The sequence below is a fragment of the Lacrimispora sp. YZC11 genome, assembly GCF_057543815.1.
On the sequence record NZ_BAAJYQ010000006.1, the window covers coordinates 498230 to 520491 of the forward strand.

19 protein-coding genes, 1 tRNA gene and 1 riboswitch are annotated in these 22262 nt (G+C 38.2%); of the genes, 3 read left to right on the forward strand and 17 right to left on the reverse strand.

Annotation, left to right across the window (positions count from 1 at the left end; all coding sequences use genetic code 11):
• Nucleotides 1–162: 162 nt before the first annotated feature.
• From AC27IJ_RS08590 to AC27IJ_RS08630, 9 genes are all read right to left on the reverse strand, one after another.
• A complete protein-coding gene (locus AC27IJ_RS08590) occupies nt 163–789 on the reverse strand; it encodes a hypothetical protein (RefSeq protein ID WP_487148400.1) in 627 nt (208 codons plus the stop codon).
• Between the two features lie 225 nt (nt 790–1014).
• Nucleotides 1015–1467, reverse strand: a complete 453-nt coding sequence (locus tag AC27IJ_RS08595; protein WP_487148402.1) for a hypothetical protein — start codon at nt 1465–1467, stop codon at nt 1015–1017.
• A gap of 324 nt (nt 1468–1791) precedes the next feature.
• A complete protein-coding gene (locus tag AC27IJ_RS08600) occupies nt 1792–3249 on the reverse strand; it encodes a hypothetical protein (RefSeq protein ID WP_487148404.1) in 1458 nt (485 codons plus the stop codon).
• A gap of 292 nt (nt 3250–3541) precedes the next feature.
• Nucleotides 3542–3856 carry a hypothetical protein gene (locus tag AC27IJ_RS08605; protein ID WP_487148406.1) on the reverse strand — a complete coding sequence of 105 codons (315 nt, stop codon included), beginning with the start codon at nt 3854–3856 and terminating at the stop codon, nt 3542–3544.
• A gap of 151 nt (nt 3857–4007) precedes the next feature.
• Complete coding sequence (locus tag AC27IJ_RS08610) at nt 4008–5027, reverse strand: hypothetical protein (RefSeq protein WP_487148408.1); 1020 nt, start codon at nt 5025–5027, stop codon at nt 4008–4010.
• 19 nt (nt 5028–5046) lie between these two features.
• The gene (locus tag AC27IJ_RS08615; protein ID WP_487148410.1) at nt 5047–6984 is read right to left on the reverse strand and encodes a DUF3732 domain-containing protein; all 1938 of its coding nucleotides are present in this window, start codon (nt 6982–6984) and stop codon (nt 5047–5049) included.
• Nucleotides 6984–7472: a three component ABC system middle component gene (locus tag AC27IJ_RS08620; protein WP_487148412.1), complete on the reverse strand. Its 489-nt coding sequence runs from the start codon at nt 7470–7472 to the stop codon at nt 6984–6986. The genes AC27IJ_RS08615 and AC27IJ_RS08620 overlap by 1 nt, the downstream gene beginning before the upstream one ends.
• Nucleotides 7462–8616 carry an ABC-three component system protein gene (locus AC27IJ_RS08625; RefSeq protein WP_487148413.1) on the reverse strand — a complete coding sequence of 385 codons (1155 nt, stop codon included), beginning with the start codon at nt 8614–8616 and terminating at the stop codon, nt 7462–7464. The genes AC27IJ_RS08620 and AC27IJ_RS08625 overlap by 11 nt, the downstream gene beginning before the upstream one ends.
• 436 nt (nt 8617–9052) lie before the next feature.
• Nucleotides 9053–9125, reverse strand: a tRNA-Ala gene (locus tag AC27IJ_RS08630).
• A gap of 211 nt (nt 9126–9336) precedes the next feature.
• Nucleotides 9337–9453: riboswitch (FMN riboswitch) on the forward strand.
• 83 nt (nt 9454–9536) lie between these two features.
• Between AC27IJ_RS08630 and AC27IJ_RS08635 the strand changes: the two genes are divergently transcribed.
• The gene (locus AC27IJ_RS08635; RefSeq protein ID WP_312442340.1) at nt 9537–10205 is read left to right on the forward strand and encodes an ECF transporter S component; all 669 of its coding nucleotides are present in this window, start codon (nt 9537–9539) and stop codon (nt 10203–10205) included.
• Nucleotides 10206–10348: 143 nt separating this feature from the next.
• On the opposite strand, the gene AC27IJ_RS08640 is transcribed toward AC27IJ_RS08635, so the two are convergent.
• The 3 genes from AC27IJ_RS08640 to AC27IJ_RS08650 all read right to left on the reverse strand — a co-directional run bounded on the left by AC27IJ_RS08640 (nt 10349) and on the right by AC27IJ_RS08650 (nt 13864).
• A complete protein-coding gene (locus AC27IJ_RS08640) occupies nt 10349–10849 on the reverse strand; it encodes a PTS sugar transporter subunit IIA (protein WP_312442338.1) in 501 nt (166 codons plus the stop codon).
• A 90-nt stretch (nt 10850–10939) separates the two neighbouring features.
• Nucleotides 10940–12415 carry a sulfatase family protein gene (locus tag AC27IJ_RS08645; RefSeq protein WP_487148416.1) on the reverse strand — a complete coding sequence of 492 codons (1476 nt, stop codon included), beginning with the start codon at nt 12413–12415 and terminating at the stop codon, nt 10940–10942.
• A 57-nt stretch (nt 12416–12472) separates the two neighbouring features.
• Entirely contained in the window at nt 12473–13864 is a 1392-nt protein-coding gene (locus AC27IJ_RS08650; protein ID WP_312501044.1) for a PTS transporter subunit EIIC, read from the reverse strand.
• A 159-nt stretch (nt 13865–14023) separates the two neighbouring features.
• Here AC27IJ_RS08650 and AC27IJ_RS08655 point away from each other — a divergent pair, with 159 nt between their 5' ends.
• Nucleotides 14024–14821, forward strand: coding sequence for a MurR/RpiR family transcriptional regulator (locus tag AC27IJ_RS08655; protein ID WP_487148419.1), 798 nt, complete (start codon nt 14024–14026; stop codon nt 14819–14821).
• Nucleotides 14822–14987: 166 nt separating this feature from the next.
• Here the strand turns inward: AC27IJ_RS08655 and AC27IJ_RS08660 are convergent, their stop codons facing one another.
• The 4 genes from AC27IJ_RS08660 to xylB form a co-directional block, all read right to left on the reverse strand.
• On the reverse strand, nt 14988–16466 hold the full coding sequence (locus AC27IJ_RS08660) for an L-fucose/L-arabinose isomerase family protein (RefSeq protein WP_312442333.1): 1479 nt from the start codon (nt 16464–16466) through the stop codon (nt 14988–14990).
• 74 nt (nt 16467–16540) lie between these two features.
• Complete coding sequence (locus tag AC27IJ_RS08665; RefSeq protein WP_487148421.1) at nt 16541–17167, reverse strand: DUF4867 family protein; 627 nt, start codon at nt 17165–17167, stop codon at nt 16541–16543.
• Nucleotides 17168–17185: 18 nt separating this feature from the next.
• Entirely contained in the window at nt 17186–17839 is a 654-nt protein-coding gene (fsa, locus tag AC27IJ_RS08670) for a fructose-6-phosphate aldolase (RefSeq protein ID WP_312442329.1), read from the reverse strand.
• A gap of 33 nt (nt 17840–17872) precedes the next feature.
• On the reverse strand, nt 17873–19396 hold the full coding sequence (xylB, locus tag AC27IJ_RS08675) for a xylulokinase (protein ID WP_312501039.1): 1524 nt from the start codon (nt 19394–19396) through the stop codon (nt 17873–17875).
• A 319-nt stretch (nt 19397–19715) separates the two neighbouring features.
• On the opposite strand from xylB, the gene AC27IJ_RS08680 reads away from it, so the two are divergent.
• Nucleotides 19716–20321: a sugar O-acetyltransferase gene (locus AC27IJ_RS08680; RefSeq protein ID WP_312442325.1), complete on the forward strand. Its 606-nt coding sequence runs from the start codon at nt 19716–19718 to the stop codon at nt 20319–20321.
• Nucleotides 20322–20323: 2 nt separating this feature from the next.
• Here AC27IJ_RS08680 and AC27IJ_RS08685 read toward each other — a convergent pair whose 3' ends face one another.
• On the reverse strand, nt 20324–22180 hold the full coding sequence (locus AC27IJ_RS08685) for an ATP-dependent nuclease (RefSeq protein WP_312501038.1): 1857 nt from the start codon (nt 22178–22180) through the stop codon (nt 20324–20326).
• Nucleotides 22181–22262: the final 82 nt, after the last annotated feature.

The following is a 22262-nucleotide window of genomic DNA, read 5'->3' on the forward strand; positions in this document are numbered from 1 at the left end:
ATTCAATTAATTGCAAATTATTAACTCATATATGTAAAGTGTTATATCTATACTTATAAAAAGAACCTCTACATCTTAGCAAAACAAATTAATATTAATATCCATCGTTCCTTATCCTAGTTAGCGTATTTCAAAGTGACTATATTCTTACCTATTGTATGCTCAGCTTTCAGAATCAAGGCGTTGTTTAGACTCTACAACAGGCTGTGTTAATTTATATTGGAATTGGACAAAGTAAAGAAACGCTTCAGCACATTCCTGAAATAATTGATTGAATTTTTCAGGAAGGGGGTGTCCCAAGTCAAGGTCCAAAATATTTGGTTCCTTTGCAGATGATATGAGAAAAAATGATTTTTCAGAATGGTGAATATAACCAGATGTTGATTTATATACCGTTCCAAAACGTTTATCAATTTTTTCAAGCTGTTGTCGGAGATATTGATCCGTCAAACGACTACCGTCTTTCGCCTTTAGTCTGTTAAGTTGAATATTACTATCCAGAACACTTTCAATGACCTCATTTACATTTTCAGCTATATATAATGCATATGTTCTCATGCAGTTATCAATCTGGACGCGCAAAAATATTCCAGCACAAGTCAAATTTCGCTGCTCCAACATAGCTGTAAAACCGTCTATTAGCCTCAGGCATTTATCTATAATACTTAAAATATATAAATCTTCCTTGCATAGAGTTTGGCCAATTACAGACATAGCAAGATGTACTCCGTCTCGTCGTTTGCTCTCAAGACGACTCTTTACTTGTTCAAACCATTCTTCGTAATCCATTATCAATCACCCCGTTCACTGTTTTAAAATTATAACTTTGATACACATAATCATGTTTTTCTCGACCTAAATAGTTACACTGGTTGCACCTTCAATAACGATCAATAATTCGAGTCTTACGGATTGACAGACACATATCAAGAGTTTCCTGCTATTATTATATTTATAAATAATTGGAACTAGATCAGTCAGTTGGTTATAAACATAATGCGCAACTGACATATCTCAAAATTTTGAATATTTTGAAAGTGTGGCGATGTCGTGAAGTAAGCTCTCAAACGATTCTTTGTCCCAAAATCTAGGATGCATATAACCATGAACAACATTATTACGATTATCTCCCTTATCTATAGGGTTCGAAGACGAAAAATAAGCCTTTGTCTTTTCAAGAAGTGCAACGTAACCTGGATTGCTACTATTTTCAGAAATAGCAAGATTTATTAGACCGATACCTACTTTGCGCTTTTTGGGTTTCCCTGAATTATCAAGTATCTCAATTCCATATTCTGATGTTGTAGATCTTATCAATTCTTCTAAGTAAGAATATGCGAATGGGGTTAAAACAGAAAAGGAATTTGGAACTGTTTGATACACTTCCTGAACCACCCCCCAATCAGGTAACCAATTCCAGAAGTGCGCGTAGTCCATTATTTCTTTAAAGTCATCATCAATATTCATATTATCCTCCTGGTCTATGTTATACATTATCTATGACGTATACTTGTCCCACTAAATATAATGTGAAACTTATTCTATAAATCATTCTACATAGGCGTACGTGTTCTTCATAAGTAAAATCTCCAATCTAATTAAGCGTTGTTGTTCATGATATTTGTACTATTATCTCTTGGCTATTATTACTTATTGATACATATAACCCCTTATTGATGCATCTACACTACGATTTGACAATTCAACCCAATAAAAAAACACTTTCTTTGTGATACGGTTCAACGTACTTCATTTCCGGCGTATGCTACCAGATCTACGCTATCAAGGTAATCATTCACGCTCAAATATTTTCTCATAACCATGATACTGTATGTAGAACTTCTTACGACGCTCAACTAATTCAACAATATGAGGATTCATCTTCTCAATCAAATATCTTACAATTAACTCAAGAACAATGTTAACATCATTTATATGACAATAATTATTATTGTAATCATATCTTGCATTATGTTCCCCAGCTCCTCCATGAGCTGAAGCATTTCTACCTGTTTTATATATTATTTCTCCAACAGATTTATTATGTAAAAAGGTATGATGGCTCCATACTTCCACAATTTTATCAGCTTCTGATTTTAAAGCTAACACAAAATTCCTATAGGCAGCCTTTCTTTTTTTGATTACAGTTCTATTATCTTCTGAAACATAACTTCCGAAATCAGTATAATAAAGTGGCATAAAGTTATGGCTCATTGCTAGGCTAAACAAATGGTTCAACACAGCTTCTGGATTAGCAACAACTGGATTATATGTCTGATTGTAATAGAAATTGTTTCCATACTCAAATGCTCTATATAAAAAAACACATCTAGGTAATGATTCAAACTGTTTTAGTGAAGCATGATATAACTCGAAAATCATCTCATGTTGAACAGGTTTAATCTCAATGAAATTAAAACCCTTTTTTGTCTTCAATATTGGTGACTCAAGGTGAAATGGTTCCTCTATTCTCGAGTCGAAATAGTCTTTCTTTCTAAGCCTAATCATATCCATTAAATCAAATTGCTTATACAATTCATCAAGCTTACGATTAAAGTTTGAATTTGCAGAGAAATAGAAATAAGGCTCTGCATTTAAATAAGCAAGAATATTCAGAATTGCTCTTTTTGTTTCATCCAGTGTATTTTCATTGTAGAAGATACCAAAATGATGATGTTCTTTATTACAGATAAAGACATCTTTATAAAAAATAATATCACGATCATATTTAGTTGGATTATAAGGTGCAATAAACATACTTTCTGTATTGATATATTCATGAGGGAAATTATTAAGCTTATAAATTTCATTGTTTATTTCATATATTCTTGTTCTAAGTTTTGCTTCAATGAAAGAATTCACGTTACTTATTACAGGCAAATCGTTATTATAACAGTAGCTGACTTGAATCATAGATCTAACATAATCGATATTCTCATTTAGTTCTTCATTATATCTGATATTCAGACTTCCCTCTTTTAAATTTTTCAACAGCCTTAAAAATTTTCGCCTTTTAGCAAAATATACTCTCTTGTATTTGCAAATAAATGAAGCTTTTTCTTGATATGTTGTGGCTGAATATCGTATTTGATTCAGCCTTACAATCAGGTGATTATATTCTTCTATATCATAAAGAACTATATAAGTTGCTGAGTGCATGAAGTCAGGCTTTTCAAAATTTAATAAATGCTCATCGATATTTTCATCTATTTTTTTAAGTTCTTTATCTAGATTAAACTCATTATTCATTACTACCTCCTATTACTAATACTCGTAAATATAAATGCAAGAAATAATCTGTTCTCTTTTGAAGTATTGCAAATATCTTATTTGATATAGAATCCCCTGGTACAATTCACTTTATCATATTATCTTGCTTAAACATCTTCCCCTTTTGTCATTTCATTCAACTCTAACATATTAGAAGTTCGGTTTGACTTGTGACTTCAATTTTGCTCATAATGCACTATATAATGATTTTTCAGAAGCTTATTTATGGGGAAGATATATCTGCACTTATCATAGACGTCACATTTCAGTGTTATGTCTTACCCAATTCTTTCCCCAGATTTTCAAGTGCTATCTGGAAATAGTTAAGCTCTCTGGCAATACCATGTAGAGCGTATAATCCCATATTTCTAAAAATTTTTGAAATGCTGCAACTATGCATCACATCCTCTTTTTTTCCTGTTATCATCTTTTGCAGTAGTTCAAGGCATCTATCCCTATCTGATGACCATAAGTGAAACATTATCTCAAGTTCCAATATGGTCATGATATAACAACTATCGTCAGTTCCGAATACTTCTGGTATAGCTTCTTCAATTAAACCAGTATTTTCAATCGTTTCATACAAAAGGATTATTTTTATAATTGGTCTTGTCTCTTTGATAATTAGCTATGCTAAGGAATGTTGCTATCTGTTTGAGACGTATGCAAAAAAACTACATGATATTCAATAGTAAGCATATAAAGTGCTTATATTCAGTTTATTACTCTGCAAAAAATTATTTTTCTAAATCTATTAAAAGTTGATCCAACTTATTGCTTAAATAGTCGGATGGAATATCATTATTTTCTCTAAGCATTAACATCTGAATTAATTCTTCATTGGATAAACTAATTATCAATTTTCCTTCCTCTCTAAGAATCCCCCTTATAGCTCTATCGGCATTTTTATCTGTTCCTTTTGTAGATATTACAATAGCTACTCTCCTTAGTGCTTTTGAATATAGATATTTCTCTGTGGTAAATATCTCTTTTTGTGTAATTTCGTTCGTATAGTTCTTAAATTCGAAAATTATATATTTACTTTGAAAATACTTCTCAACCATGTTCCAAAATTCTTTTTCGTTATTGTCCTTAACCTTGCATATTAAATCAAATCTAAATAAATCACTATTTGATTTTTGTTGAGTTTTCCATAGGCTCAAATCTTCTGAGAAAAGAATTTGCAAAACTTCTGTGCACAATTTTTCATATCCAGCACTATCTCCATCTTCAGGCTTCCAAACTTTTAATTTATTTGTCAACTGCTTAACTAAAGTTGCTGACTTATTTTGTATTGGCACAGTGTAAGCAAGTATTTTATCTGGTTTGATAGCTTCTAAATCATCTATTGAAAAGCTTAATATAGCTACTAATCTACTTCTGAGGACTTCATCATCTTTAACCAAGTAAAGCAAATTTTGTATATCACATACAACAAAATCCTTAATGTTTTCTAATTCGTCTCGTAAGTACTTTGACACCACACCACCAGCAACTAGAACAGGAATTCTCCCAGTCCTTACTGCCGCCGTTTCCAATCTTTGAGAAGCTTTCAATAATATCTGTCTTGAGATATTAATATTTCTACTTATCTTTACTTCTATAGCTAATTTGTTATTTACCCCATCTGCTGCAATATCATAATCTTGCTCGCAATTCAAATCTGCTATAGTAATCGAAAATCCATGTTTCTCAAATATTTGAGAAACAATTTTTTCGAATTCAAACCCCAAACGTACATATACCGAGTCATTCATTTCTTTCTCCCATACCAAATTAAATTAGTGCCTCACCATTTCTCCAATCCTTCCGCACATAAGACAAAAACTCATTCTTTACCTCCAAGTCTTTACCATCAACATGATCTACAATCAATATTTGTGGGAGAATACCTGTTGTTTTTCCAATATTATTGATTTCATCAAATATTGTTTTATACATTTGGTTAACTGCTTTCATATCAGTCTGAGATAGCTCTTTCTTTTCATCTTTAATAAATGGCCCCTGTGGAAAATACACTTGACTAGGCTGATCAAAAAACATAGTTAGTGGCATATGTGATTGTTCTTGCGTAGCAAAATACCTTAAAAAGCTCAAGAAGAGAGCTATATGGCACGACACCCAGTTTGCGCCACTACCCATTTCATATAAATAAATCTTTTCAAATTTCTTTTGATGTTGATAGATGTCAAACGTTTCGTCAATTAATCCAAAATTCAAATTTATCGGTCGATACTCTTCTTCAAAGTCTAATGTAAGCGACAATTTATTCATATTATTAGCCAAAAATGTTTGCGCTTTAGCCTTTTTTGTATCAATATCAAAACCATTAATCTTTTCTTCTAATAATGAAATCCTATTTTTTAAATCTTTTATATCTTCATCCACACTCTCAAACAAGCCTGAATCAGCCATATCAGTATATAAGGCAATCCTAGCTTTAGCATAATGGACTTTTTCTCTTTTAGAAACAAGTTCCTTAGAATTTATAAATTTATGTTCAATGTTTTTGATTTGTTGCCAAACACTTTTTATATTGCTTTCAATTTCTCCATGTATTTCTTTTAGCTTTCTAATATCTTCCGAGAAATCACTTGTATACTTGCTTGTAATTTCAAGCTCTTTATCTAACCATGACGTAGCTTCTAATAAATCAGAATCATCTTGTGAAATTTCTTCACATTTATTTCCGCAAATAGGACATGTATACTTATCAACAGAAAATTCTGAAATAGTGGTCTGCTCTTTAAGATCCTGTAGCATCTGAGTAAATTCTGTTCCATTTTTACCTGCATCATCCAAGTTGTCGATTTGAAGTAAAATATCGCGTTCTTTATTCCTTAATTCTTCCAACTGATTATTGAGATTATGATATCTTTCCGCTATACCATTCTCATTAAAAAGCTTTGAATCATCAAACTCAGGTAAATCAGAAGCAAGTCTTAATAATTTTTGCGTTGTAATATCTAAATTAAACGGAATATCCAATAAGGCATAATAATCCTGCATAATTGGTTGTAAGTTTTCCTTTACATAATTTGAACTCTTTTCATAGGCATTTTGCGTTTTTATCTTTTTCTTTAATTGAGCTTTTAAGCTTCCTAATTCAATTAAATCACTATAATACTGTTGACCAATCATCCCGGCAAAAACAGGAAACTGTTCTATTATGTCTTTTCTTTTGTAGAAATCTGAAAATCTATAAAACAAAGCAAATTTGCTTGCCATTAGATTTTGGTGTTGAAATAGGTAAGACACCATATTTCTTAGAGAGGCCTTTTTCCCTTGCTTCTCTCCGTCAGCAACCATATTAGTTACATAGAGACCCAATGCAGACTCAATTTCATACTGTGCATCTTTTACAGCTAATTGTGGCTTATTTGTAAAATAATCCAACGTAATATTGTCTATTTTAAAATCTTTAGATTCTTTTAATACATGCATTTTACCGCCATCTTGCCATTTATGTCTGGCAATTACATATGTATTTTCATTAATCAGCATAGGCATGACATAAAGATATGCAAAATCCGTTATTTTCCCTTTTGGTATAGTACATCGTGAACTGCATAAACAATAATCTATTATTTCAACAAGGGCGCTTTTACCAGTTTTAGATTCCCCTGTAACAATATTAACTCCTGGCTCCATCGGTACTTGACGTAGGTCTCCCGATTCATTAAAAATCATAATAGCTTTAATATAACTTTTCATTACCTATCCACCCCCAAAAAATAGTTCAAATGATCTTCATTAGTTTTAGCAAAAATGATGCCAAGGTAATGAGCCGCTTTTGCCCATTCTCGTATACTCCCGTCAAATTGAGAATACCTTTTTGATTCTATTAAAACAATCTTATCTTGATTCAATACAATCTTTTTCTTGGAATATAAAATTATAAGCGCTTTTTTCGATAAAGGAGCAATTTGTTGATAGCGTTCCAAGTATCCTGAAAGTTTTACTTTTCCTGATATCTTTACATCATTTACTAATATTTCAGGTTTATTGAATAATGTTTCCATTTTGCTTGTACTTTTTGCTGAAGCTAATTTTTTTCTTGACTCAGAATACATTATAATAGGTAATGCCATAAATGCTAATCTAATTTCACATGGTTTGTTATATCCAGATAAAAATAGTTGCAAAAGCAATCCATGAAAATGAGGATTCATAGATAAAATCTGTATGTTTTCAATACTCATTGTCTTCACCTACATCCCAACTAATCTTCCTATCATCAACTATGGTATGGATAATTCCTCTTTGAAAATATCCTTGATTTCTAATTATAGAATCAAAATCTTTTGCATCCCAGCCCATGACACTGATGTACATCAACTTTGATTGCTTAATTTTTGCCATTCTATCCATTCCTTCTGTCTCAATTGCTTTGCCGTCTTTTGTATATTTTAACTTCTTTTCTAATTCATTTTTATACCTTGGCAAACTTTTAAGGTATAATAAGTCATCTCTAAAATATCTCATAATGGTCATACCAGCTTTCCAGTAATCAGACACAGCATCTGGAATTTGCTTATCATATTCAATTTTTCTAATGGCTTCAACAAAGTGTTTCTGAAGTAATGTTTCTACACTTTGTTTAGGGATATCTATTTCTGCAAACTCAGTAGGTAACGGTTTTTGAATCGGGTTTGAATAAGCAGGTGATTCCTGTTGTAACATCAAATCAAATTCTTCCCTAGTAACTTCCCAACGATGCGGAGGTTCTTTTATTATGGAAAGAATTCTTCCTAGTAATGCTGCAATAAAATTGTCTCGGTTTATTTCCGGAATATAGCCTATATAACAGCTAAATTCGCTAGACACACCCGTAATTTGTGTTTGAGAAGACTCAATTGTAAACCGTTCTAAAATATTTATTAATTTGTCTTCATTGTATAAGGTTTCGTCAAAAATTTTGTTATAATATTTTCTAAATGAATTTTCTTTCTTTTTTGTTATGCTTCCGATTGATTTTAATTGATCAATTTTATCCTTAGTCTTTTTATTATTCCAATTATTAAAAGGTGAGTTTGATAATATAATTGCCGTAGTATGTAATATCAAATTAGAAAAATGGGAAATTCTATTATACTCTATATACCAATTTGATAAAGTCTTCCAAAAATCCTCATCTCTATCTCTAAGATGTTTTTTGCCAAAATGATGCTTTACCTCTTTTTGATATGAGTTTTTAGATGATTCTGCAATAAGACTAACATCCCCATTAACCTCAATCTGTAATTTATCACCAGTTTTCATTTTAAAGCAATCACGTAATGCTATATAATATTGAAAAATATCTCCTGCTTTTACTAGAGTAGCATCATTTATAGCTCTATCCACAAAATCACCCCTCAATCGATCTAAATATAATAATTATACCATATTTTTTTACATTATAAAGGATGATTTTGTTAAATTTTATACATGACTCCTACATCAAAACCTATTAACTTATACGTTGTTAAAGTTTATATAAAATAATCTTCGTGGCATCTGAAAGGTATATGTTTACAAAAAATATATACCTTGAATTTTAATGGTTTATAAACAAACGAAACAAGCCAGCATCAGTAAAAAAAATCTGATGCTGGCTCACAATTCAAACCAATACTGCCTGTGTTTACAACAGACCTGTCATTTTATAATAATCCTCGTAATAAAAGGTACATTTTTAAACTGGAAATGTACCTTTTTTGCCCTTGATTTACCTAGTGTCCCGTCCCTATAAATTATAATTAAAGCCACAAGCTTTAATGCCTGTGGCCTATTGTTTTAGTGGAGATAGTGGGATTCGAACCCATGACCTCTTGAATGCCATTCAAGCGCTCTCCCAGCTGAGCTATACCCCCATATGGTCGAAAACCCTTTATTTATCTGGGTTTCCAGCATTTTACTTTTTTAAATCTACTTCTTCTTTGAGGGGTCGTTTACCGGACATCTCGCGCTCCCAGCTGAGCTATACCCCTATGTCCGATATTATAGCAAAGCATTAAAAAAATTGCAACAACATATTGCATTTATTTTTTAAAATGTTATAATAATTCAAGAACATTTGAATATAGTTGTCTTCAGGGCAGGGTGAAATTCCCGACCGGCGGTAAAGTCCGCGAGCGCAAATTGCGCAGAATTGGTTTGATTCCAATACCGACAGTATAGTCTGGATGAAAGAAGATGTGTTAAATAGTGATAATACACCTGTCTATTTTTAACACCTGAAAGGCATACTTTCAGGTGTTACTTATTTTCAGGAGGACTTTACTATGAATATGACAAAGAACACAAGCAAACTCACTCTCATGGCCATGCTTTGCGCACTGGCCTTTGTTGCCGTTGTGGCGATCCGGATTCCGCTGATCCCCATGCTGCCTTTCCTGGAGTATGAGCCCAAGGATATTATCATCCTTACCGGCGGCTTCCTATTTGGGCCAATGTCAGCGGCGCTGATCTCCGTCATCGTTTCTTTTATAGAAATGTTTACTATCAGCAGCACCGGGATCATCGGACTGATCATGAACGTACTTTCAACGGTTGCCTTTGTCTGTCCGGCGGCTTATCTCTATAAGAAACAACATTCCCTTTTGGGAGCATTCCTTGGCATGGTGGCAGGTACCCTTCTCATGACCCTGGTCATGGTTTTGTGGAACTACCTCATCACCCCGATTTACATGGGATATCCGCGGGAAGCCGTAGTAAAACTCATTCTCCCGGCATTTGTTCCCTTTAACCTTTTAAAGGGAGGAATCAACACAGCCCTGACTCTTCTTATCTATAAACCTCTGGTAACCACGTTGAGAAAATCCAATCTTATGATTCCTGCTACAACGGTTGCACCAAATAAGCGGAATTTTAATTTTGGTATGACCCTTACTGCAGCAGTCATTTTAATAACATGTATTCTGGCTGTCCTGGTTATGAAGGGAATGATATAATCAAAAACTAATGATTGTGTTGCTTATAACTAATGATGCCATATTTGCGGATTCTACGGAATCCGCATTTTTGATTTATAACATTATAATTCTTTCCTAATAGTCTAATCCTTCGCCATTTGATGATACTATATATCACTTTTTTATTTGGATACTACCATAACTTTCTCACCGATTTTAACAGTATGGGGATCTTCTAACTGAAAACTGCTGAATTTCTCTTTATTAGTTACTATCATTGGAATCACCAGATCAAATCCTAATTCCTGTATTATTTCATTTTCAAAGCGGATCATTAATTCTCCTGCTTTTACTTTCTGACCCACTTTTACATTTGCAGAAAAGTATTTTCCCTTTAATTCCACGGTATCAATACCGATATGTAGCAGAATTTCCTGGCCCATTTCTGTTGTCAGAGCGATTGCATGCAAAGTATCAAACAGCATAGCAACAGTCCCGTCTACCGGCGCATACAATTCTCCCTTAGAAGGTTTAATTGCGACACCTCTTCCTAATATTTCTTCAGCAAAAGTGGGATCATTTACATTTTTAATAGATATCAGTTCTCCTTCTGCATATGCAGTTAAAACTTCTTGTGTTGGAATTTCCTTCGTTATTTTTATGAATTTATCAAATAGTCCCATTTTTAAATCTCCATTCTAATAAATTTATATCGGCTACAACATTCTATACATGTTATAGCCGATGTGCCATGAAATTCTTGTATTGACTGACTAATTATGCACTAAACCAATTCGTACAAATTCTTCTTCAGGAGCTTCTGCCTTATCCATTGCTTTTTTTAACTTAACACACATTTCCTGCATGATTTTTAAATCATCCAGCGGATTCTCCTGCTCAGGATCTGCTTCTAAATCAAATAGTAAATCACCAAATTGCAATGGATCAACATAAACCTGTTCCTCGTATTTCATACAGGGGATTCCGTTTGTAAAACGTCCTCCGCTTATCAAAACACCCTGTTGGAGAATCTCTTTTTTATAAAATCCCCTCATATTTGCAGGCATTAAGGTCCAGCTCACCAAAGGTTGATTTATCTTTTCCGGCGATTTCATCAACATGTGTTTTCCATCGTAAATATTAATATGACCACCGTGTATACCAAAAAGTATGTTATCATGGATTTTTTTATTACCATTCACGATCGGCGTCAATGGCTTGCCATCCATTTCATAGTCTTTTAAATCTACATTAAAATATTCCAATAGTGTTGGTGCAATATCGATTGTCTGGGCTAACTCACTTCTTCTGCCCTTTTCTTTTTCATACCTTGGATCATGCATATAGAAAGGAATATGAATAATTTCTTCGTACATAGGCATATAATTTTTACCCATGAAACCTCTTTCCCCCAACAGAAACCCATGATCTGTATTTACAATAAGCATCGTATCCTCCCACATTCTATTTTCATCCATAAAATCCAGGATACGTCCCAGGTGATAATCACACATGGTAATAAGGGCAGCATATTCTTTTTTCAGATCATCTAATTTATCCTTCGTCTCATTACCGCCTACAAGTTTATAAGGCGGCCAGTTAAATGCTTCTTCCAAGATTCCACAATGATAAAGCTGGCGATACTTTTCCGGCACATAAAAAGGTTCATGAGGATCAAAACACTCAATCTGCAAAAACCAATTTTCTTCTGTTTTATAACAATCAAGAAATTCAAGTCCTGCATTTATGGTCTTTACACTTGGCATATCTTCTTCGCAAGTGATCCTGCTTCGGTTTGCATAGTGCTGTACAGCCGAAATTCCCTGTTTGTTCAAGGGATTTTTATTGAGTTCCGGATTTGAACAAATCTGCGGCACCCACCGGTCCCCTTCCTGCCCCCGAAAACCTTCCCATGTATCATACCTGTTGTGATAGGTTGCACCGCCGTCTTCAAAATAATGGGAATGATCCGTTACTAAATGCGTATAGATTCCGGCACGTTTCAATTCTTCCATAATAGAACAGTCAAAAGGTTCTAAAGGTCCCCAGCCCCTGTGCAGAAAATTATACCGTCCTGTATGTAATTCCCTCCTTGCCGGCATACAGGGCATACTTCCACCATAGAAATTATCAAATATCACACATTTTTCTTCTAAACGTTTGAAATTGGGTGTGATTGTCCAATCCGATCCATAAGTGGATAAAAACCTTTTGCTTAGGGTATCAAACATTACCATAATTGCTCTCATTTTTTCTGAACCTCTTGCTTTCTAGATAATTCCCCCAAAATGAATTGTATAAAATTATTATTGGTAATGCCTTGCCTTACCAACAATCAGTGTCAATGCAAACGCAGCTGCCGCACCTGCAAAATAGCTAATAATGTAATACAGATATTTGCCATCTGCAACCAGCGGTATTGCAGACATCCCTGCCATACCCATTGAATTAAACGCCACATGAAAGGTTCTAATAAAAAAGCCCCCGACTCCAGCACCGATTGAACCAGTTACAAAGCCAAATCCAGACGGCAGGCACACTCCATAGATAACCGGTTCGCCAACACAAAGAAAACTGGTCGGTATGGCACCTTTACAGGCATCTTTTACCGCTTTTTGTTTTGTCATAATAAAGATCGCACATGATGCTCCTACCATTCCTGCATTACTCATAACCTGAACTGCAAGGAGCGGTGCATATCCCGTACTATTAATCATTTCCATGTGTATGGCTGTCAGGCCCTGATGAAGCCCGGTTGATATTAAAAGAGGAGCTAATGCAGATAATACAAATCCGCCCACTGGGCCTGTGGTATTAAGCAGCCACATAAGTCCTTCTACAATTGACGATGATAATACACCGCATATAGGCATAAATATTTTAACCATAAGCACAGTTATTATCAAAACGGTAAGTACCGGAGTGAAGATTACATCGACTGCATTTGGCACTATTTTTTTAACCGCTCTTTGAATGTATGACATTACAAATACACCCAGAATTACACCAATCAATCCGCCCTGACCAGGTACTGCCCCAACACCGGTTAGTGCACTTTGTAATGTAATACCTCCTAACACCGCCCCCAATACAGGCTCAATCTTAAACTGTTTTGCAGAGGTATAACCTACATAAATTGCAAGGAAACCAAATATGGCTGTATAAATTACTCCAATGATATTACTCAGACTAAGTAAATGGTAATTCTGCAGCCATACCTGAGCCGCTGTCAAATCACCCAAGGCTTCTATGCCGGCTTCAGCAGCTTTCACTACGGCATAGTTCTTCAGCACGTTATTTAATCCTTGTAAAACACCACCGGCAATCATTGCCGGTAATATTGGTACAAAAATATCTGAAAAGACTCTGAAAATATTTATTTTTCTCTTTTTTGCACTTGAAACATTTGTATCGGCAGAAATGTCAGCTATTTCCGGATCTTCAGATACATTCAATTTTTTCTGAATAATATCTGCAATTTTATTACAGGCACCCGGACCTACGACAATTTGGACCCCATCATTAACAATAACCGATAAAACCCCTTCAATTTTTTTCATTTCCTCAATGTTAACTGCATCCATATTTTTATATGTAACTCTCACCCTTGTTGCACAATTAGTTACAGTAAGGAAATTATCCCCTCCCCCAGAGCAGGCAATAATTTGTTCTGACATTTGCTCATAATTTTTGCTCATTTTTTCTTCTCCTTCTTTTTATCGTATTAATTTCCCGGGAATACAGCTGTTATCTTTATAATACACCTTTCGAACATTTTGGTCAATATATTTTCGGTCATTTGTTCATTGGACTTTGTACATATTTTTTGTTATTATATAGATGAAGGAGATATAACCATGAATATTTTAGAAAAAATAAATAATAATATGTCAAACTTTACTGTAGGCGAAAGACTTGTTGCTGAATATGCAATCCAATACCCGGTGGATGTTGTACGGTATTCAGCCGAAGCACTGGCAGAACATTGCAATACTTCCCGCAGCAATGTTGTAAGGTTATGCAAAAAGCTTGGGTATACTGGCTTTTCAGAATTCAAATATGAAATGAACCGATATATGAATACTCCTCATGCCATAACAAAAAAACACCTTAACGAAGAAGATGGGGATTCGCTCTCTGCTTTCAGAAAATATCTTAACTGTTTTAGCCAATTAGAGACTTTATACAATTCTTCTCAGCTAAAACAAATTGCGGAAATTATCCTAAGATCAAAAAGAATTATTATATTAGGGCATTATCATTCTTTCTTTTCTGCACAACAGCTGGAATTTCGTTTAAACAGATGCCGTATTGATGCCCATGCTATTAATGATTTAAGCACCACAGAGGCTTTTGGAGAAATGTTGACTCAAGAGGATACAGTCATTATTTTTTCCATTAGCGGCGGAAAAGTATATCATGACAGTGTTTGCACTTTCCGTAAAAGGGGTGTAAAAGTAATATTAATTTCCATGACTGAAAATTCACCCATATCCAGATATACAGATATTAAGGTTATTCTTCCCTGTATCACAAGGTTATATGACGAATCTGTTTTGGATGATGCACCTACTTTTTACTTTTTTATAGAATTGCTCATAGAAGAAATAAACCATCAGATACTGGCTAAAAATGATGTTTCCGATAATAGTTAAGCTTTAAATGGCATTATTAAATTTTTGATCTTTTTAGATTAATGAGCATTCATATAATCTTTTTATTCTCACTTCAATGGATGCACAAAAAGGAGGAAGGATTCCCCTATGCGGGAGAATCCTTCCTCCTTTTACAGCATTGCTATTAAAGAATATAGCGCGTTTTTTAACCAAATGGATTTTCTGTTTTATAAAGCATTCCCTTGGGCTGGTTAAATCCGATTTCTTCTACCCCAAGGTATTTAAACACTTCAAATATAGCCTTTCCGTAATGCCCGAAAGCAACTGCCCCATGGTGAGGGAAGTTCTTTTCAATCAGTACATGACGGTAAAATCTTCCCATTTCCGGAATGGCGAAAACTCCGATGGAGCCAAAGGAACGGGTGGCTACGGGAAGCACCTCCCCCTGGGCAACGTATGCACGGAGTAAATTGTCCGCAGTGCTCTGTAGGCGGAAGAATGTGATATCACCAGGGGCAATATCGCCTTCAAGCGTTCCCTGGGTAACCTCCTCGGGAAGTGCTCTTGCCATGATCATCTGGTATTTCATGGAACAGGCGGAAAGCTTTCTGGAGCATGTATTTCCGCAGTGGAAGCCCATAAAGGTATCCTGGTGGGTATAGTCATGCTTCCCTTTAATATCCCCTTCATACATATCGGCGGGAACCGTATTGTTAATATCAAGCAGAGTTACGGCATCCATACTTATGCAGGTTCCGATGAACTCGCTGAGAGCTCCGTAAATGTCCACTTCACAGGAAACTGGGATGCCCATTCCTGTCAGACGGCTGTTTACATAACAGGGAACAAAGCCGAACTGGGTCTGGAATGCAGGCCAGCATTTTCCTGCAATGGCAACATATTTCCGGTATCCCTTGTGGGCCTCCACCCAATCCAGAAGGGTGAGCTCATACTGGGCAAGCTTTGGAAGGATCTCCGGCTTCTGGTTTCCTTCTCCCAATTCCTTTTCCATGTCCTTTACCACATCCGGGATTCTTGGATCGTCTGCATGCTTATTATAAGCTTCAAATAAATCCAGCTCAGAGTTTTCTTCAATCTCCACGCCCAGGTTATAAAGCTGTTTAATGGGGGCATTGCATGCCAGGAAGTTTAAGGGGCGGGGGCCAAAGCTTATGATTTTTAACTGGGAAATCCCAATTAAGCTTCTGGCAATGGGAAGGAATTCTTCGATCATGTCGGCACATTCCTCCGCCGTTCCCACCGGATATTCCGGTATGTATGCTTTGACATTTCTCAGCTTTAGATTATAGCTGGCATTTAACATTCCGCAGTACGCATCCCCGCGTCCCTGGGTTAAGTTATCTCCGCTTTCCTCTGCTGCTGCGATAAACATGACCGGTCCGTCAAAATGCTTTGCAAGAAGGGTTTCTGAAATCTCAGGCCCAAAATTTCCAAGATATACAACCAGTGCATTACAACCAGCCTTCTTTACATCCTCCAAAGCCTGAATCATATGAATTTCACTTTCTACGATACATACAGGACATTCGTAAATATTTTCGTCATCATACTTTGCACTATATGCCTCTACCAGCGCTTTTCTTCTGTTCACTGATAAGGATTCCGGGAAACAGTCTCTGCTTACCGCTACAATTCCTACTTTTAATTCCGGGATATTATTCATTCTATGACTCCTCCTGTTATTGTTCAGGCATTTCACTTGGGTTATATGCCTTTGATTTTATTGTTAAGCATTTGTCAAATAGACAGATTTTCTCCTGATATGCCAATATAAGCCTGCTCCGGAAGTCCGCCCTCTTTATGTCCAATGAGCCATTTGTTCCTGGCAAACAACAATCTGTCTTCCTCATTCACTGCTTCCCCGGCAGGCTCCAGCTCCGTATTGGTATCCTTTGGCAGGATCACCACACAACGGAAACCACCCTCTTCCACATGGCAGGGCGCGTAATGAAGCGTCGTGGCATAAACCTCGATCACAGTTCCTGCCGGAACGAGGAATGCTTCCATCTTGCCTGAATCGTATACATAATCGAGGGTAATGTCCTGCTGCCTTCCTAAAATCAGAACCAGATCCGTCACAGCAATATTGATCTCTGAATTTCTGTGGTATTCCACTGCATTCAGCTTCTTATTGTGGCCGTTGCAGTATCCTACCTGGATGGGCAGCTGACCGTAAAGCTTCTTTTCCATTTCCTTAGAAACCGCCAGCTCCTCAAATTCTGCTACGGAAGGAACATAAACCACATCCTCCGGAAGGGGCGTCTCCTTCATTTTTTCCAACAGTTCTCCTGCATCATACCCTGTAACCACCTTCCCATAAGTGCGAAAGGCAGGATCTGTCACTGGCTTCATTGATAATCCCATGGTTTTACCTCTCCTTTTTTATTCTCCGAACACAGCCAGGTAATCTTTTTTAAACTTTTCAATTCCCTGGTCAGTCAGTGGGTGCTGCGTCATTTGAACCAGTACCTTATACGGAACCGTTGCAATATCTGCTCCCGCTCTGGCACAGTCGATCACATGAATCGGATTGCGCACGCTGGCTGCAATGATCTCCGTTTCGATCCCGTGTATCTGGAATATCTCCATAATGTCTTCAATGAGATTGATCCCCGGCATGGAGATATCGTCCAGACGTCCCAAAAATGGGGAGACATAGGCGGCTCCAGCTCTTGCTGCCAAAAGCGCCTGGGCAGCGGAAAACACCAGGGTAACGTTGGTTGGGATGTTCTCTGCAGTCAGAACCTTCACTGCCTTTAAGCCTTCCACCGTCATAGGGATCTTCACGACCATGTTAGGATGGATCGCCGCGATCTCCCGGCCTTCCCTTATCATGCCTTTTGCATCAGTCGTGGTAGCTTTCACCTCTCCGCTGATGGGCCCGTCAACAATCGATGCGATCTCCCCGATCACCTGCTTAAAATCACGGCCTTCCTTTGCAATCAGGGAAGGATTTGTAGTGACCCCGCAGATAATTCCCATTTCATTGGCCATTCTGATTTCTTCCACATTTGCCGTATCGATAAAAAAACGCATATCTTCACCCTCCTGTTTTCTCTTTGCGGTTAATTACAAAGCTGCCAGCTTCTTATAGCTGTCCTTTAAATCCTCATACAGTTTCTTATATAACTGATGGTATTTCTTATAGAGGCCGGCCTGTTTTTCCTCCGGGCCTGTTGACTTATCCTCAGAGATCAGGGCATCGCAGGCAGCTTCCACGCTCTCAAATATCCCACATCCCACTCCGGCCAGAATGGCGGCTCCCAGGGCCGGCCCTTCTGTCTGGGCCACTGTTTTCACATGGCAGTCATACATATCCGCCAACATTTGGCGCCATACCTGGCTCTTTCCGCCGCCACCGCATGCCATCATCTCTCCTACCCTGATTCCCATTTCATTAAGTATATCATTGCAGTCGCTGAGAGAATAAGAAACCCCTTCCATTACGGCCCGCAGCATGTGCTTTCTTGTATGTATGGCGGAAAGTCCAAAAAACACTCCCCGGCAGTCCGGGTCCAGATGAGGAGTCCTTTCCCCCATTAAATACGGAAGATAAATAAGCTTATCGCTTCCTGCCTCCACCTGGTTCACATCCCGGTTGATGAGATCGTAAACATCAATCCCCTGACTATTTGCTTCTTCCACATAATCCTGGCAGAAATTATCCTTAAACCATTTTAAGGACAGCCCCGCCCCCTGGGTCACTCCCATGACATGCCATGCTCCCGGAACCGCACAGCAGCAGGTATGGACTCTTCCTTTCGGGTCAATGGTAACCTGGCTGCTGTGAGCAAACACGACCCCAGAGGTTCCTATGGTGGTAAAGGCCGTTCCATCCTTCACAACCCCTGTCCCGACTGCAGCCGCCGCATTGTCTCCGGCGCCTCCCACGACCTTTGTTTCCTTAAAAAGTCCGGTTCTCTCGGCGATCTCAGGAAGAATTGTTCCCGTCACCTCACAGGATTCAAACACTTCCCCCAAAAGCTTTGGTTCAATATCCAGCTTATTTAAAACCTCCTCGGACCAGCATCTTCCGGGCACATCCAAAAGCTGCATTCCGCTGGCATCAGAAACCTCAGTAGCGAAGACTCCGGTTAATACGTAACGGATATAATCCTTAGGAAGGAGGATGTGCCTGCACCTTCCGTAATTATCCGGCTCATTCTTCCTTACCCATAAAATCTTGGCCGCCGTCCAGCCGGTAAGAGGCGGATTCGCGGTGATCTCGATCCAGCGCTCTTTGGGCATAAGCGTAAGCATGTCTTCCACTTCAGCTGCGGTCCTCTGGTCACACCAGATAATAGAGGGACGTATCACCTCATTCTTTTCATCAAGCATCACAAGTCCGTGCATCTGACCTGAGATTCCGATTCCTTTCACATCCTCTTTTAAAACCCCTGACTCCGTCATGACCTGGGAAAGGGTATCAAGAACCGCCTCTCTCCAGTCTTCCGGCTTCTGCTCCGCCCAGCCGTTCTTAGGCTGATAAAGGGAATATTCCCTGGAAGCGGAAGCAATCACACCGCCCTTTTCATCAAACAGGACGGTCTTCGTTGCCGATGTCCCCACATCAATTCCAATCAGATAATTCATCCTGATACCTCCTCGAAAGATCTCTTATTCTGATTATAATATACATACCCGAAAAAAGCGTGCGCTTATTTGTCCAACTAATAGCACTTTCTTGCACTTTTGCAATGAGCAGTGCGAAATAGGGCGAATGCCCGTGAGCTCGCGAAACCGCAGGTTTCGCGAGCTGCACTGCGGACTTATGGCACAATTAACCCAACAGCCAGAAATACTCTTACCTACCGCAAATCATTTGATCAAATAGACATTTAAACATGGACAAGGTATAATAAATAAAAAAGAAGGCTGTCCGCCCGACAGCCCCATTACCAAGGAGGTTTACATGGATTTAAAAGAAAAAATGAGAAGCGGAAAGCTTTATGACTGTGTTGATGATGCCCTGATTGCGGAGCAGACCAGCTGTCTGGAAATCCTCTATGATTTCAACCAGACCCGCCCATCCGAAGGCGAAAAACGGCAGGAAATCTTAAAGAAGCTTTTTGCCGAAATCGGAAAAAACTGCTACATAGAACCCCCGCTCCACGCCAACTGGGGAAGGCACGTTCACATGGGCAATGACGTTTATGTAAACTTTAACTTAACCCTTGTGGATGACGCCGATATCCACATTGGAAATAACGTCATGTTCGGCCCTAACGTAGTGGTGGACACAGCCGCCCATCCCATCCGCCCCGATATCCGAAAAAAACAAATCCAGTTTAACGTCCCCGTAACCATTGAGGACAATGTGTGGATCGGAGCCGGAGCCATTATCCTTCCAGGCGTCCGGATCGGCGAAAACAGCGTAATCGGAGCCGGAAGCGTTGTAACCAGGGATATCCCGGCAAACGTAGTGGCCTATGGAAGCCCATGCAGGGTTATAAGGGAAATCGGCGAGCGGGATATGAAATATTATTTCAGGGACTGGGAAATTGATCTGGAAGAATAAACTCATACCTTTGCCTTCCTGCTTTCAAAGTAAACGAACTTATCAATAGCATCTAAAATATCGCTAAAATCTTCCCGGGGAGCCAGATCAATGTATTGTTTCAGCAGCTCCCCTTCCTGCTTTTTATATGGCCCGTAAAAAATATCATACAGATTATGTCCCCTCATATAAATCTTAAATTTTTCCATATGGGCCTTTAAATCTTCCGGGGATTCCATATCCTTCCCCACCGCCTCTGCAAACTGCTTACCGCTCTTTAACCGGTAAAGGTATTCCTTCCATTTATCAAACAGCGTCCGGTAGAATGCATCTTCGTCTTCCACCACTCCAAGCTTTGCCATGATTTTGGGGTTCAGGAAATAATTTTCAAAGGAATAGTACTTTAATATAAGCACATTTTTTCTAGTGACCTTTGGAAGCTTGTCAACTTCCTCCAGACTACGGTCGTCATAATAACGGCAAAGCTGGCCTGCCAGCTCCTCAGGGTTCTTTCCGTCTCCATCCCGGATCATTAAGAACTGATCCCTTAAATATACCTGGTTCATGTACTTTAAATTGGCATACGTCTTTATATTGGTACAGCTGTTGGTTGTGATGATGGAGATCCGGGATAAGTTTCCCTCCTTATCATAGATTTCCGAATAATATTTTTCCAACAGCAGGGGCAGACGGCTCTTATCCTGTTTGCCCTCCACAATGAACACAAAGCTGACCCCTAAAAGATCGTTGGCTCCATAACCCAGATCATCCAGAATGGCATCGATATCGGTTTTGTCCCTGGCAACGGAATAGCCGTCTTGATCCAGCACCACCTGCCTGATCTGGCGTCTGGTGAAATTAAACAGCATTCCGGGAGAATGAGTGGTAAAAATCACCTGATTCTTTTTGGATAACCGGTAAAGGATTTCACTGGATATTTTCTGTAGCTGGGGGTGGAGGAAAATCTCAGGGTCTTCTACGATGACAATGCTGGGAATCCGTTTTTCGCCCTCTGTGTAAGTTTCCAAAAGAGACAGCATATAAAGGCTTTTCATGCCATTGCTCAAGTTATTTATGGAGCTTAGCTTTCCCCGCTCCTCATGATAAGTCTCCGCTGTTACTTTAAACAATTCACAGGGATTGCAGTTTAAGGAAAAGCGGATTTCCTCATAGCCGCCGTTTTTTCTGTAATTGTCATTGACCCTTTCGGCAAAATTATTTAAGTTTAACTGATACATTTTATATTCCAGCAGCTTAGCCGTCTCATAGATCTGCAGCTCTTCCGGCTTCTTCTGGTTGATCAGTCCAATGCATTTAAAGCACTGGTTGCATTCCCTGGCGCTGTCAAACATGCACACGTGGGCCCTAAGCTTTGACAGCTGGTCATCCTCCTGGAAAAGCAGCAGATCATTCTGAAACTGGTTTAAATCCCGTTCCGAGTCAATGTAGTAGAGCCTGGGGAAGATATCCCTGATATACCGGTTATTCTTCCGGTATCCATCCTTAAACCGGACGATCCCGTTCCAGTTGATCTGATAAGTGAAGGTCAGGCTGCCTTCCCGGTAAGAAGGAAGCTTTGTTTCAAAATCATGGAGCCATGCAACGAACCGCTTATACTGGCTCACCACCCCTCCTCTGTGAAAGGAAGCCAGATCCTCCGGCGTAATAGCCAGGGTCATGGTGATCTCTATATTCTGCTTCTTCTCGTTAAAATCCTCTTCCGTAACTTCATAGGCACCCGCAGCTGCCCGTATGGCATCTAAGACACCTGTTTTTCCCGTATTGTTCTTCCCCACCAGTATCAGGGCATTTTCCACATTTTGAATCTCCATATCCTGTATGGATTTAAAATTTTTAATATGTACGGATGTTATCTGCATAGGCCTCTCCTTTATAAAACCCAGTATAAAAGGCGAACAGGAAAATTTCAAGTTCTGGCAGAAAAAAAATCACACTGTCCTT

Coding starts and splice junctions, on each gene's coding strand:
- AC27IJ_RS08635 (WP_312442340.1), top strand. CDS start 9,537: ATGAATATGACAAAGAACACAAGCAAACTCACTCTCATGGCCATGCTT.
- AC27IJ_RS08610 (WP_487148408.1), bottom strand. CDS start 5,027: ATGAATGACTCGGTATATGTACGTTTGGGGTTTGAATTCGAAAAAATT.
- AC27IJ_RS08595 (WP_487148402.1), bottom strand. CDS start 1,467: ATGAATATTGATGATGACTTTAAAGAAATAATGGACTACGCGCACTTC.
- AC27IJ_RS08665 (WP_487148421.1), bottom strand. CDS start 17,167: ATGGGATTATCAATGAAGCCAGTGACAGATCCTGCCTTTCGCACTTAT.
- AC27IJ_RS08615 (WP_487148410.1), bottom strand. CDS start 6,984: ATGAAAAGTTATATTAAAGCTATTATGATTTTTAATGAATCGGGAGAC.
- xylB (WP_312501039.1), bottom strand. CDS start 19,396: ATGAATTATCTGATTGGAATTGATGTGGGGACATCGGCAACGAAGACC.
- AC27IJ_RS08640 (WP_312442338.1), bottom strand. CDS start 10,849: ATGGGACTATTTGATAAATTCATAAAAATAACGAAGGAAATTCCAACA.
- AC27IJ_RS08650 (WP_312501044.1), bottom strand. CDS start 13,864: ATGAGCAAAAATTATGAGCAAATGTCAGAACAAATTATTGCCTGCTCT.
- AC27IJ_RS08600 (WP_487148404.1), bottom strand. CDS start 3,249: ATGAATAATGAGTTTAATCTAGATAAAGAACTTAAAAAAATAGATGAA.
- AC27IJ_RS08645 (WP_487148416.1), bottom strand. CDS start 12,415: ATGAGAGCAATTATGGTAATGTTTGATACCCTAAGCAAAAGGTTTTTA.
- AC27IJ_RS08660 (WP_312442333.1), bottom strand. CDS start 16,466: ATGAATAATATCCCGGAATTAAAAGTAGGAATTGTAGCGGTAAGCAGA.
- AC27IJ_RS08680 (WP_312442325.1), top strand. CDS start 19,716: ATGGATTTAAAAGAAAAAATGAGAAGCGGAAAGCTTTATGACTGTGTT.
- AC27IJ_RS08620 (WP_487148412.1), bottom strand. CDS start 7,472: ATGAGTATTGAAAACATACAGATTTTATCTATGAATCCTCATTTTCAT.
- AC27IJ_RS08655 (WP_487148419.1), top strand. CDS start 14,024: ATGAATATTTTAGAAAAAATAAATAATAATATGTCAAACTTTACTGTA.
- AC27IJ_RS08590 (WP_487148400.1), bottom strand. CDS start 789: ATGGATTACGAAGAATGGTTTGAACAAGTAAAGAGTCGTCTTGAGAGC.
- fsa (WP_312442329.1), bottom strand. CDS start 17,839: ATGCGTTTTTTTATCGATACGGCAAATGTGGAAGAAATCAGAATGGCC.
- AC27IJ_RS08685 (WP_312501038.1), bottom strand. CDS start 22,180: ATGCAGATAACATCCGTACATATTAAAAATTTTAAATCCATACAGGAT.